This window comes from Rhizobium sp. Nf11,1 (assembly GCF_050587665.1).
Taxonomy (GTDB): domain Bacteria; phylum Pseudomonadota; class Alphaproteobacteria; order Rhizobiales; family Rhizobiaceae; genus Rhizobium.
The window spans coordinates 32555-45392 of record NZ_JBOBHU010000010.1; the positions used below are offsets into that span (position 1 = coordinate 32555).

A 12838-nucleotide genomic window follows, 5' to 3' on the forward strand; every position below is an offset into this window, starting at 1 on the left:
TCAGTCCTCCAGGGCCGCACGCAAAGCCGCATTGGCTTCCCTCAGTCCATGGATCAGGCGATTTCTCGTCTGGCGCGCATGAACAGCGTAGAAAGGTATGTCTGGCGATCCGACGGGCTGCGCGGCCAGCGCCCGCAGCCCCTCAAGTGACGGCCAGGGGGGGTGCGGGAGGGCGGAATCATGGTGAAAGCGCTCGCCGCTCGTATAATTCAGCGGCACGAGATGGCGGCCGGCGCGCATCAGCGATGCGTTGACGCGCGCAGTCTTAGCGGAAGACAGGCCCTTCATTTCCAATACCGCCTTCGCGCTGCTGCCCAACTCGTCAATTGCATTTGCGAGAGCCGAAATGTCGATGCGACCGGAAAGCTCAGCCTGCAGTCGCGCAAGCTGTTGGCTGAGAGCCTGTGCGTAGACGGAATAGTCAAGTGGCAGGACCGGCGAGGTCAGCAGCCGCCAAAGTGTTTCCAGCACGATTCGCGTATCCCGGCTCAGATTGCCGGCATCGATGTGCTCTGCCGTGTCATGCGGCGTGTGCCACCACCAACCGAGCGCCGTCAGCGTCTTGACGGGCCCGGGCGGCTGATGGCTGACGCTGCCGAACATTGAGGGGATGCCGACACCCCAGAATGAATGATCCGCGGCTCTGCCATGCCGCCTGCCGGCATGTCTTTGTCCGGTGACATTCTCGATCACCTCAAGCGCCAGCGGCTTCAACTCATCGATGACACCGGAATTGGTGAGGACGGTTGCGCCCTCTCCGCCCGTGGAATCGACGTTGACATGCACTGCGCACCGGCGATCGAGCTCGTCGAAAAATTCATCCGCATACCAGGCCGAGCCGGAATAGCGACCGTGCGAATGGCCTGACCAGAAGCAGATACGCAGGCCGCGTCGCCAATCACCCGCATGAAGGGCAAGCAAGCGTGCCGCCTCAAGCATGGACGCGTTCGCGCCGCCATTGTCCATGACGCCGAAGTGCCAAGTGTCATGATGGCCCGAAAACAGTACGAACGGTTTGTCCTCGCCTGCCGGCTGAAGCTCTGCAACAAGCAGCGGCGTCCTGCGCCAGCCGGTGTCGACCTCTGCCGTGAGCGTCGCACGGACCTTCTGGCCGCGCGCGAGCCTGTCGCTCAGGCGCACTCCATCTTCCCGCGCGATGGTGCAGATCACTGTTTTCGGCAGATAGGCGCACGTGTGTTGCGACGGGCTGCCCCAGACCGGCGACACGCACATTTCGTAGAGATGCTCATTCGGGCTGACATGGATTTCGCCGAGGGCGCCGGCCGCGCTCGCCAACGCGGCGACTTCCTCCGTCGCAATCCCGTCGACCAGGACGATCTTGCCGGACAAGTCCTTGCCGACGAAATCGGCTTCCTTGCCGTCGCCGACATATTCAAGGTCTCCGCTGATGCCCGCTGCAGCCGTGGAAACCGACATCGAATGGGTAATGCAACGGAGGTCTTCGCCTTCGACCCCGACCTTCGCCGGGCCGGGCAGGCTGATGAATGCATCATGCGACAGCAGCTGCGTTCCGTATCCGTAGCTCTCCATCTGCGCCTGAAGATAATGAAAGCTCTCGAGCTCCTCCGGCGTTCCGGACAATTTCACCCGACGGGCAAACTCGCGGATATGCGCCATCAGGCGGTCACGGTCGGGCAGCAGGTCGGGGTTAGGCATCAGCCTTCTCCGGCAATGGCGGCTTAACGTCATCCGGTATCGGATTGACGAAAGGCGTACGCTCCAGACGCGCCCTGTGATCGGCCTTGGCAGCTTCGATCAATGCGGGGTTACCGATGAGATCGGCGGCCGTGCTCGCCATCACCTTGGCGGCGTGTTCGGTTCCCTTGTGGGCAGCCGGCAGTTTCCCTTGCGCAACCAGCTGCCAGGAGTGTCCGGGCGTACCGACAGCGTAGGTAGCCCCTCGCATCTGCACGGTCGGCACCACCCAGCTGACCGTCCCGACATCAGTGGAGCCGACCAGAGTGCCGTCACCGGCATTCAACGGAAAAATCTCCTCACAGAGCGGCTGGTCGTCGTTCGGTTTCAGCCCGAAACGACCATAGGACGCGGCGATATCCTCTGCGTTGAAGGTCTGCTGGAACTTGCGGGCCGTTTCTCGGTCGGCATCATCAAACACGGGTGGGCCAAGCCGCTGCAGATGGGCGAACATGCACTCTTCGAGTGGGGTATTGCCAACGAGATTGGCATCCCCGCTGACAATTTCACTCCGGACCGTCGTCTCGGTCATCAGGGCAGCACCTTCGGCAACTTTCTTGACCCGGGCAACCAGAGACAGGAGTTCCGGCAAGGTCCGAGCACGGACGAGATAGCGTACCGTCGCGCGTGCCTGCACGACGTTAGGCGCCCCACCACCCGCGTCAGTGATGGCATAGTGGATGCGCGCGGTGGAAGGCATGTGCTCGCGCATATAATTGACGCCTACATTCATCAGTTCCACTGCGTCGAGAGCGCTGCGGCCGAGATGCGGCGTCGCGGAGGCATGCGACGCCCGCCCCGAAAAATGGAAGTTGATCTCATTGCAGGCGAGCGAGATGGGGTTGTTGACGCCGGCAAAGGCTGCCGGATGCCAGGAGATCGCGATATCCACGTCGTCGAAAACGCCGGCGCGCACCATGAAACCCTTCGAAGAGCCGCCTTCCTCCGCGGGGCAGCCATAATAGCGCACCCTTCCCTTCAAGCCGCTTTCGGCAAGGAAATCCTTGACCGCAGCGGCAGCGAGCATGGATCCGGCGCCCAGCATATTATGGCCGCAGCCGTGACCATTGCCGCTGTCGACCAAGGGCCGCTGCTCGGCAATACCGGCCTCCTGGCTCAATCCCGGCAGCGCATCGAACTCGCCAAGGATTGCGATGACCGGGCCACCCTCGCCCGCCTCTCCCATGACCGCCGTCGGCAACCCGGCAATGCCGCGCTCGACACGAAAGCCCTCTCTTTCCAGCATGCGGGCGTGCTCTTCGGCAGATTGATGTTCGAGGTAATTGGTCTCGGGAATATCCCAGATGCGGTCACTCAACTCGAAGAACGCCGCGCGCTTTCTCTCGACGATTTCCCAGACCGCATCGGAGTTCTGCATGGATTTACAACCCGCCTCATATAATGGTAATCAAATTGGCGCCAATTTTATGCTCCAATTAAATCGGGCACGCAAGCCATGAGCTGGAATATTTTTCGACGCTGTCAATCGGCCTCGTTGTTGGCCGGGGGAGAGCTATGATAGTCATCGCCGAAATCGGGCTGGGGAGAATTGCATGAATTCGCTGGAAAGCGGAGCGACGGCGCAAGCACAAGAGCCGCAAACCTCCGATGTGACCGAACTCATTCTCCAGGATATCCTTGCCGGCCGTCTCCCGCCCGGAACCTGGCTGAAGCAGATCGATCTCGAAAGGCGGTATAACTGTACGCGGCCCGAGGTCCGCAGAGCTCTCGACAGGTTGGTGCAGAAGCGACTGGTGGAGCATGTCCCCAATCGTGGTTACCACGTCCATGAGCAAGACGGGCGCCGCGCCCGGGAGGTCAGCGACATTCGCGTCATCCTCGAAGTCGCCGTCAGCGACCGCATCGTCGCGAATGCGAGCGAGGCAGATATTGCGAAGTTGCGGGTTCTGGCTTCACGCTTCGACGATCTGGTGCTGAACGGCACCACGCTCGAACTTTACGAAGCCAATCTCGCCTTCCACCGCCATCTGCTTGCTCTCGCAGGCAACCAGGAACTCGTGGAGCTGATCACGGAAATTCGCCAGCGGACATCCTCCGCGCCGGTGTCGCAGTGGCGAACGCGCGCCCGCATCGAGCAATCCGGCCGCGAACATCAGCAGATGGTCGATGCGATAGAGCGACGCGATACCGATGGTCTGATGGAGCTGACGCGCAGGCACATTCTTCAAGCCTGATCGGCCTCGATGACGCCGTTAGCTGATGCTGAAACTTGGACATAAACCGGAAATCACTGAAGGGTGCATTTATGCCATCTCTGGCGGCGGCCTTGTGCCCTGATGCAATCGCGCCGCGTGGAGTTTTGACGCCGTGCCATCCCAGGCATCCGCAGCCAGTGGATATCCCCATATCACGGGCCCCGTATCGACAGCCGTCCTCCATCCGCAAGCTCATCCGCGCGTTCGTTGCCTGATATGCCGGAATGGCCCTTGCACCAGGCAATGGTTACGAGGGCGTTCCGGGATAGCTGAAGATCGACCGCTTTCCAGAGTTCCGCATTAGCGATTGCCCGGCTGCGGGCGTTCCCATTCGGATTGTTTTTCTTCCAGCCGTTGTTCTTCCAAATGTGCCGCCTGTCGTTGCAGCCTTTGACGGCATAGATCGAATCCGACCAGACGGTCGCGGCTTCGCCCGTTGCATCGCTACTGATCCACATGACTGCCTGCAAGACGGCGGTCAATTCCATCGAATTATTGGCGGACTCACGCACACCGCCGAAGCTGGACGCGATTTCCACAGAATCGCGATAGGCGACAAAGGCCCAGCCTCCGTGCCCGGAACCGGGGTCATAACAACCATCCACGAAGACGTGGAGACCGTGTTGGGCTGTCGGGGCCGTCGTTGTGGGGGAGCTTAGCTCCTTGCAAATGCCTGCCATTTTCGCCTTCGCTGCGCCCCTGCCCTGACCTGCGCGGTTTGCGACGGCCACCCGCAGCCGACATTGGAATTGCACGTTCCCTCGTGTCAACTATTGACGACGGTGGCACCGAAAGCGCCTACTGCCGATGGGAAACTGTGAGGGGCAGCGCCATGGACAATCCGTCCTGCAGGGCGGCCCCGCCCATGTTACGCCACTAAGCCATGCCCGGTATCGGTTTGCTTTCTGCGGACGTCCCATGAGCTTCTCATACCAGATGAGCGCCTCGTCGAAGTTCTACTTACCTAACGGAAGATTACCCACATCTTCTGGATAAAATCTCGAAAATGCGCTAGGAATTGATCCAAGCTTATTAAGAGAAACACGTTAAGAGACAAGGTACGGCGGATGGACGCCACCTTTGACCGATCGACACTTTCTCATTCCCGGACGACGCCGTGAAACGCCGAAATCTGTCTCTTGCTCTTGTGCTTGCGCTGGCATCACCGGCCGCAGCACAGACCAGCGCTATTTGCAACGACTTGCGCGGTCGCCTTGCCGACCTGCCACGATCGATCGGTAGCAATAATGGGCCGGAAGCGCGCCAATATGCAAATGCCATGGCCGAGCAGAACCTCGAGCTGCGCAAGGTCCGCAACGATCTGCGCAATAACGGATGCACTTCCGGCAGCATGGTCGTGATTGGCAGTGACAACGCCGATTTTTGCGCCGAACTCTCTGACGCCGAAGCCCGGATGATCGACAATATCCGTTATCTCCAGGAGCGCCGCGACGAGCTGCGCAACCAGGGTGACGGCACTGACGACTCGCGCCGAGAATTGACGGCGGCACTCGAACGCAACGGCTGCAACAGCGACAATTTCTATGCCCCGACCGAGCGTAGCGCAGACGACCCCGCCCCGAGTGTCGAGGAACAGGCGATGCGCACCGATACCTTCATTCCGCTCGGCGGCGGTGAAGAGACCGATCTGCGTTACGGCCTGCCGAGGGCCGAAATGTTTTCACCGATCAGCACCATCTGCGTGCGCAGCTGCGACGGTGGCTTCTTCCCGATCAGCTCAAATACCACTTCGGTGGATTTCGGCCGCGATGCCCAGACCTGCGCCAAGATGTGCCCCGGCATTGAAACCGAGCTCTTCTATCGCGACGTGACCAGCACCGACTCCTCGAACATGATCTCGGTCGCAACGGGCGCGCCCTATAGCGCCATGAAGAACGCTTTTGTCTACAAGAACCGCGCGCCTGGCGAGAAAAATTCCTGCGCCTGCAATCTCACCGCCTATTACGAGGAGATGCGCGGCAAGCAGGCCCTGAGCGAACCGCCGCAGCAGGGCTCGATCACGACGGTCCGCACTAAACCGCCGACGAAAGATACTGCGGCAGCATCAGCCCCGCCGCAGCCATCCGTTGCCGAACGTCCCTACGACCCCACGCAGAACAAGGTTCGTCAGGTCGGCCCGCAATTCCTTGCCGGCGACCAGGGCTCGATCGACCTTGCCAATCCGGCGACGCCGGGCCCGCAACCACAGCAGCAGTAATTGCTACGGGTCGTTGCGTCCCCATCCGTCGTGGAAAACGAGTTCCTCGAGCGGCAGCCGCTGCCGCCAACCTTTGACCGAAAGTTCCGGTTCGTCATAAAGACGGTCGACAAAGCCGGCGCAGAGCCAGGCGACCACCTCGATATGCTCCGGTATGCCGAGAATTGTTTTCAGGTCGCCTTCATGAAAGATGCTGACCCAGCCGATGCCGACCCCTTCGGCGCGGGCCGCGAGCCAGAGATTCTGAATGGCGCAAACGGTCGAATAGGAATCCATCCTCGGATTGTGCGTCCGTCCCAGCACCACGCTGCCGCCGCGGGTGGGATCGCAGGTTACGCATATGCCGAGCGGCGCCTCCACGATGCCTTCGAGCTTGAGGGATCGATAGGCCTGCCGCCGCTCGCCTTCGAACATCGAAGCTGCCTCTTCGTTGGCCACGGCAAAGGCGTTGCGCACGCGGGCGCGGACGGTTGCACTTTTAACGAGAATGAAATTCCATGGCTGCATGAAGCCGACCGACGGCGCATGATGGGCGGCGGTCAGGAGCCGCGCCACGACATCGTCGGGCAAGGGATCGGGCAGGAACTGGCTGCGCACGTCACGCCGCGTCATGATTGCGTGATAGACGGCTTCACGTTCGGCCATGGAAAAACCGGATGCCGCCGAAAGGGCATCCGCATAAGAGGGTCGCATCGTCAAATCCCCAACAACGCAACCGCCCGCCGTCCGCGCGGGTTGGGTCTATCTCGCCAGGCCGGTCTTCTGACTCGGCTTCATCCATCTGCCGCAGCCTTCCCGGCAAAGCCAGTGGCGTGATGAAGCGGCAGACGTCGGCCTTACAGCGTTGGGCACGTTCCGGCCTTGCACCGGATTCCCGATTCTCCCGCCTGGACGGCGGGCACCTGACGGCGCATCTATTTCAGGAAATCGGAACGGAGGCAAGCGTCGGCACGTCAGCCTTAAAGAGGCGAACCCGTGATTTCGCCTCGCAAATTTTGCGTGACAATGAGCGGCCGCGACGCTACATACGCGGAATGTCGACGACTTCAGCCTACGCCTCCTCGCGATTTTATTCGTACCGCTGCTTCCAGCGGATGCGGGTCTGTGCGTAACTGAATTCAACGCGACGACAACCCGAACAGCCGCTAGTCTACCTGGCGGCTTTTCTGTTCCGCACGGTATGACCAAACAGGAGCCATGCCGTGCCCGACACCATCGATGATCTGCGTATTCTCGAGATCACCCCGCTGACCAGACCCGCCGATGTCATCGCGGAAATCCCCCGAACCGCCGCCGTCAGCGAGACGGTGACCAGCAACCGCCACGCGATCCATAAGATTCTCGAGGGTGAAGACGACCGCCTGATCGTCGTCATCGGCCCCTGCTCCATCCACGATCCGGTTGCTGCACGCGAGTATGCCGCGCGGCTGGCCGAGCAGCGACAGCGCTTCTCCAGTGATCTGGAAATCGTCATGCGCGTCTATTTCGAAAAGCCGCGCACCACAGTCGGCTGGAAGGGCTTGATGAACGACCCGCATCTCGACGGCAGCTACCGTATCGAGGAAGGGCTGAGAATTGCCAGAAGGCTGCTGCTCGACATCAACGCGATGGGCCTTCCCGCCGGGGTCGAATTCCTCGAGACGATCACACCGCAATACATTGCCGACCTCGTCAGCTGGGGTGCGATCGGCGCGCGCACGACCGAGAGCCAAATCCATCGCCAGCTCGCCTCCGGCCTCTCCTGCCCGATCGGCTTCAAGAACGGCACCGACGGCGGCGCACGCGTCGCGCTCGACGCGATCCTGGCCGCTTCACAGCCGCATCACTTCCCGGCCGTCACCAAGGCCGGACAGGCGGCAATCGCCTCGACGAAGGGGAATGAGGACTGCCACATCATCCTGCGCGGCGGCAAGCGGCCGAATTATGAGGCGGCCGATGTCGGAGCCGTCACAGCGGAATGCCTGAAACTCGGGGTCGCCCCGCGCATCATCATCGACGCCAGCCATGCCAACAGCAGCAAGGATCCGATGAACCAGCCGGGGGTGGTCAAGGACGTCGCCGGACAGATCGCCACGGGCAAGCATCACATCAAGGGCATGATGATCGAAAGCAACCTCGTCGCCGGTCGCCAGGATCTCATCCCCGGCAAGCCGCTGGTCTACGGCCAGTCCATCACCGATGGCTGCATCGGCTGGGATATATCGGTGGAAGTACTTGAGGATCTCGCCAAGGCTGTCCGCGACCGCCGCAAGGCCGCCGTTGCCGCTTAGGCGGCCGCATTCAACGCGGCGGGCAGACCCGCCGCCCATTCAAAAATGGCTTGTGGAGTCGGCGGCATCGATGCAATCGTACGCCGTATGACTGAATATTTTAAGGACAAGAAACTTGATTGCCGCACCTGCTCGCTTGCTTTTAGCCTGTTGTATCGCGTCAACCATGGGATTCAGTGCCGAGCGCGCCAAGGCTGACACAGCTGATAGCCCAAGCGTTTTTAAATTAGGTAGCTCGCTAGATGAGGCCAGGCGCATCTCAAGCGAGCGGGGTTGGAACGTAAGGGTGCTTTCACCTGAGCTGCCCGGTCAATGGTATGTTGATGGCGCAGAAGTTAGTCTTGTCGTTTGCGATAACAACCAAATCGTCGCGGTGACGAAAACACGAGATGGAGGCGTTGATGAGTTCGCCTCGATCGTGTTCTATTCGTTCACATCCAAGTATGGTCGACCGGAGACAACCGTAGTGGCATTTCAGTCGGGACCGACCACAGTTTCAAGTATCGATTCAAAATTTCCCCCTTCCGGGGGTGAGTCTGTTTCGGTGCAACTACAAAGCATCGGAGGGCACTCAAGAGTTACTGTGCACCGCGCTTCTGAAACATTGTGTCCGGCGGAAACAGCCCCCGCTAATCAGTGACTGCATCCCGCCATCATGAACTGGCGGTGCGCCCTCTCAAGATTTCGCCGGAAAATACCGTACATAGGCGAATTCCTCGCCATCAGGAGACCAGCAGGGCACGTTGATCGTGCCCTGCCCGCCGAACAGCTCGAACAGCGTCTTCAGATTGCCGCCGTCCATGTCCATCAGCCGCAGCCGCACGTCGAGATCGCGCGGATGGTCGAAGACCGAAGGATCGTAGGACAGGATCAGCACCTTGTCGTTTTTGGGCGATGGATGGGGAAACCAGTTGCCCTGATTGTCCGACGTCACCTGCTCGAGGCCCGTACCGTCGGGGTGGATACGCCAGATCTGCATCAACCCGGTGCGACTGGAATTGAAGTAGATCCATTGTCCGTCGGCGGAATAGTCCGGTCCGTCATTGCGGCCCTCGCCATGGGTCAGCCGAGTCTCGGCGCCGCCATCAACGGAAATGGTATAGATGTCAAAGAGATCGTCGCGAATGCCGCAATAGGCCAGCTGCCGCCCGTCCGGCGACCAACCATGCCAATAGGACGGCTGGTTTTGCGTGACGAGCCGCGGCGTGCCGCCTGCGATCGGCAGGATATAGATCGCCGACTTGCCGAATTCGGTCTTGTCAGAGATAACGATCTTGGTGCCATCAGGTGAAATGCCGTGATCATTGTTGCAATTGACGGCAAAGCTCGTATCGACCTTGACCACCTCGCCGCCATCGAGCGGCAGCCGGAAGAGCAGCCCGTCACCGTTGAGCAGCAGGTAGGAACCATCAGGCGAGAAGTTCGGCGCCTCCACCAGCCTGTCCGTCTGCCAAACCTCGCGAGCCCTGCCCGTTCCGACATTGTAGATCTCGACCGAGCTGCGCATATTGCCTCCCTGATATCTCGATTGCGTCAGCGATCTCGATTTCGTCAGCGATCCCGGAATCTGTTGGTGATCGGGTAGCGTCGGTCGCGGCCGAAGTTCTTCTTCGTGATCTTAACGCCCGGCGCCGATTGCCGGCGCTTGTATTCGGCGAGATAGAGCAGGTGCTCGACTCGATGAACGGTCGCCACGTCATGGCCGCGCGCGACGATCTCCTCGACCGCCATTTCCTTCTCCACCAAGCACTCGAGAATATCGTCGAGGACGGGATAGGGCGGCAGCGAATCCTGGTCCTTCTGGTCCGGACGAAGCTCGGCCGATGGCGCCTTGTCGATGATATTCTGCGGGATCACCTCGCCCGACGGCCCGAGCGCAGTCGGCGGCACATTCTCGTTGCGCCAGCGCGCCAGCGCATAGACCTGCATCTTGTAAAGATCCTTGATGGGATTGAAGCCGCCATTCATGTCGCCATAGAGCGTGGCGTAACCAACCGACATTTCCGACTTGTTGCCCGTCGTCACCACCATCGCGCCGAATTTATTGGAAATCGCCATCAGGATGACGCCGCGCGCGCGGCTCTGCAAATTCTCCTCGGTGATTCCGCTCTCCGTTCCCTCGAAGAGGTTGGACAGCGCGCTGCTGAAGCCGGTTACTGGCTGCTCGATCGGTACGATGTCATAGCGGCAGCCGAGCGCCTTGGCACAGTCGGCTGCATCCTTCAGTGAATCTTCCGAGGTGTAACGATAGGGCAGCATCACCGTTCGCACCCGCTCCTCTCCGAGAGCATCGACCGCGATCGCTGTGCAGATCGCCGAATCGATGCCGCCGGAAAGGCCGAGAACGACGGTTTTGAAACCATTTTTGTTGACGTAGTCGCGGAAGCCGAGCAGGCAGGCACGATAATCGGCCTCCTCGCCCTCGGGAATACGCGCCATCGGTCCTTCGGCGCAGCGCCAGCCGGCTTCCCCACGTTTCCACGTCGTCACAGCAAGTGCCGTCTCGAACTGGCTCATCTGGAAGGCGAGCGATTTGTCGGCATTGAAGGCGAAGCTCGCCCCGTCGAACACGAGCTCGTCCTGCCCTCCGAGCTGGGCGGCATAGATCAGCGGCAGGCCGGTCTCGATCACCTGCTTCAGTACCACCTGGTGACGGATATCGACCTTGCCGCGATAATAGGGAGACCCGTTCGGGGACAGCAGGATCTCCGCCCCGCTTTCGGCCAGCGTCTCGCAAACGCCGAGATCACCCCAGATATCTTCGCAGATCGGAATGCCGAGCCTGATACCACGAAAATTCACCGGCCCCGGCATGGCCCCCTGCACGAAGACCCGCTTCTCGTCGAACTCGCCGTAATTCGGCAAGTCGACCTTGTCGCGCACAGCAATTACCTTGCCGCCGTCGAGTACGGCGACGGAATTATAGCGTCCGGTCTGGTCCTGCCGGGGAAAACCGATGATGACGCCCGGCCCGCCATCGGCGGTGTCGGCCGCAAGGCTTTCCACCGCCTTCCAGCAGGCACGGATGAAGGCCGGCTTCAGCACCAGATCTTCCGGCGGGTAGCCGGAGATGAAAAGCTCGGTCAACACGAGCAGATGCGCGCCCTCTCGGCCCGCATCAGCGCGTGCTTCACGTGCCTTGGCAAGATTGCCGGCGACATCGCCGACCGTCGGATTGAGCTGGCCGATAGCGATGCGGAAGATATCGGAGAGAGCGTTTTCCTGTGTCATGTCATTTGTTTAGCCTGCGGCTCCCGTTACCGCAACACGTTCGCGGCCAAAGCGTTGCATCCGGCTCACGAATTTTTTGTGAACAGGCCTGCTGGAGGCTTACGGCACCGATGCATTGCAATTTACCGGCGGAGCGGAATACTGGCGCACGAACGCGGCAGCATCCATAACGGTCATTGGAAACAGGCCATGAATAACTTTTCGAACTTCGTGCACCATCATTTCGACAAACCGGCCGACGAACTCGGCGACACGGAAAAGCGCGTGCTGGCGAAAGCGCACGAGCGCAAGATCATCTCGACCGACGTCAACGCCGCCTTTTCTGCCGAGGCCTCTTTTGGAGAACGTATCGCCGACAGCATCGCCCGTGTCGGCGGCTCATGGTCGTTCATCCTCGGCTTCCTGGCCTTCCTCGTGGTCTGGACGGCGATCAACACCATCGTTTTGGCGAGTGGCGCTTTCGATCCCTACCCCTTCGTCTTCCTGAACCTGATCCTGTCGATGCTCGCCGCCATCCAGGCGCCGATCATCATGATGTCGCAGAATCGTCAGGCCGAGCGCGACCGCTTCGAGGCGGCCAAGGACTACGAAGTCAATCTCAAGGCCGAACTCGAAGTGCTCTCCTTGCACCAGAAGATCGATATGCGCGTCCTGACGGAGCTGACGGCGCTGCGCGAAGACGTCGCTCGTCTCAGCGCCGCGCTCGCAGCCAAGACCTGATGCGGGGCATCCTCAAATCAACGGGGTGGATACCTGTCATATTGCGGCAGGCCATCCGTTATCTCGTAGAAATCACCCTTGTCGGCGCAATAAATGTGATGGCTGAAGGCAAGGCCACTCGGTTCATCGAAGGCTCCGGCCAGGACCGAAACTTCCAGCGATTCATCCCCCTGCCAAAACAGCGCGGAGCCGCAATTGCCGCAGAAGCCGCGTTGCGCCTCGCCGCTCGACCGATACCACCGGACTGCGCCGGGATCTTCCACCGAAAGCGCCGCGCGCGGCACGTTGACCGCAGCATAATAAAGTCCCGTCTGGCGGCGGCATTGCGAACAGTGGCAACCGACAACAGGCCCGGGCTTTGCCCGAATTGAAAATCGCACGGCGCCGCAAAGACAGCCGCCTAGATGTTGTTCGCTCATGATAGCTCTCTCCTCGCTCCTGGAGAAACTTGCGGCCACGAGACCTCG

Annotated in this window: 11 protein-coding genes and 1 riboswitch; of the genes, 4 read left to right on the forward strand and 7 right to left on the reverse strand. The window is 60.5% G+C overall.

Annotated elements, in window-relative coordinates; translation table 11 throughout:
• Positions 1 to 1677, reverse strand: a complete 1677-nt coding sequence (locus ACQ7C1_RS16245) for a M28 family peptidase (protein WP_430959012.1) — start codon at positions 1675 to 1677, stop codon at positions 1 to 3.
• On the reverse strand, positions 1670 to 3094 hold the full coding sequence (locus ACQ7C1_RS16250; RefSeq protein WP_430959013.1) for a M20 family metallopeptidase: 1425 nt from the start codon (positions 3092 to 3094) through the stop codon (positions 1670 to 1672). Before ACQ7C1_RS16250 ends, ACQ7C1_RS16245 begins: the two co-directional genes overlap by 8 nt.
• 175 nt (positions 3095 to 3269) lie before the next feature.
• On the opposite strand from ACQ7C1_RS16250, the gene ACQ7C1_RS16255 reads away from it, so the two are divergent.
• Positions 3270 to 3911, forward strand: a complete 642-nt coding sequence (locus tag ACQ7C1_RS16255; protein WP_085778371.1) for a GntR family transcriptional regulator — start codon at positions 3270 to 3272, stop codon at positions 3909 to 3911.
• Positions 3912 to 4084: 173 nt separating this feature from the next.
• On the opposite strand, the gene ACQ7C1_RS16260 is transcribed toward ACQ7C1_RS16255, so the two are convergent.
• Positions 4085 to 4612: a ribonuclease H family protein gene (locus ACQ7C1_RS16260; RefSeq protein WP_430959014.1), complete on the reverse strand. Its 528-nt coding sequence runs from the start codon at positions 4610 to 4612 to the stop codon at positions 4085 to 4087.
• 437 nt (positions 4613 to 5049) lie between these two features.
• Between ACQ7C1_RS16260 and ACQ7C1_RS16265 the strand changes: the two genes are divergently transcribed.
• On the forward strand, positions 5050 to 6150 hold the full coding sequence (locus ACQ7C1_RS16265) for a DUF2865 domain-containing protein (RefSeq protein WP_430959015.1): 1101 nt from the start codon (positions 5050 to 5052) through the stop codon (positions 6148 to 6150).
• 3 nt (positions 6151 to 6153) lie between these two features.
• Here the strand turns inward: ACQ7C1_RS16265 and bluB are convergent, their stop codons facing one another.
• The gene (gene bluB / locus ACQ7C1_RS16270) at positions 6154 to 6843 is read right to left on the reverse strand and encodes a 5,6-dimethylbenzimidazole synthase (protein WP_430959016.1); all 690 of its coding nucleotides are present in this window, start codon (positions 6841 to 6843) and stop codon (positions 6154 to 6156) included.
• A 42-nt stretch (positions 6844 to 6885) separates the two neighbouring features.
• Positions 6886 to 7071, reverse strand: a riboswitch (cobalamin riboswitch).
• Between the two features lie 281 nt (positions 7072 to 7352).
• On the opposite strand from bluB, the gene ACQ7C1_RS16275 reads away from it, so the two are divergent.
• Entirely contained in the window at positions 7353 to 8420 is a 1068-nt protein-coding gene (locus ACQ7C1_RS16275) for a 3-deoxy-7-phosphoheptulonate synthase (RefSeq protein ID WP_430959017.1), read from the forward strand.
• 676 nt (positions 8421 to 9096) lie between these two features.
• On the opposite strand, the gene ACQ7C1_RS16280 is transcribed toward ACQ7C1_RS16275, so the two are convergent.
• Both ACQ7C1_RS16280 and ACQ7C1_RS16285 read right to left on the reverse strand, forming a co-directional pair.
• Complete coding sequence (locus tag ACQ7C1_RS16280; RefSeq protein WP_430959018.1) at positions 9097 to 9927, reverse strand: TolB family protein; 831 nt, start codon at positions 9925 to 9927, stop codon at positions 9097 to 9099.
• Between the two features lie 44 nt (positions 9928 to 9971).
• The gene (locus ACQ7C1_RS16285; protein ID WP_430959019.1) at positions 9972 to 11651 is read right to left on the reverse strand and encodes an NAD+ synthase; all 1680 of its coding nucleotides are present in this window, start codon (positions 11649 to 11651) and stop codon (positions 9972 to 9974) included.
• Positions 11652 to 11840: 189 nt separating this feature from the next.
• On the opposite strand from ACQ7C1_RS16285, the gene ACQ7C1_RS16290 reads away from it, so the two are divergent.
• Positions 11841 to 12371: a DUF1003 domain-containing protein gene (locus ACQ7C1_RS16290; RefSeq protein WP_430959020.1), complete on the forward strand. Its 531-nt coding sequence runs from the start codon at positions 11841 to 11843 to the stop codon at positions 12369 to 12371.
• Positions 12372 to 12388: 17 nt separating this feature from the next.
• Here the strand turns inward: ACQ7C1_RS16290 and ACQ7C1_RS16295 are convergent, their stop codons facing one another.
• Positions 12389 to 12790 carry a GFA family protein gene (locus tag ACQ7C1_RS16295; RefSeq protein WP_183700158.1) on the reverse strand — a complete coding sequence of 134 codons (402 nt, stop codon included), beginning with the start codon at positions 12788 to 12790 and terminating at the stop codon, positions 12389 to 12391.
• Between the last annotated feature and the right edge of the window lie 48 nt (positions 12791 to 12838).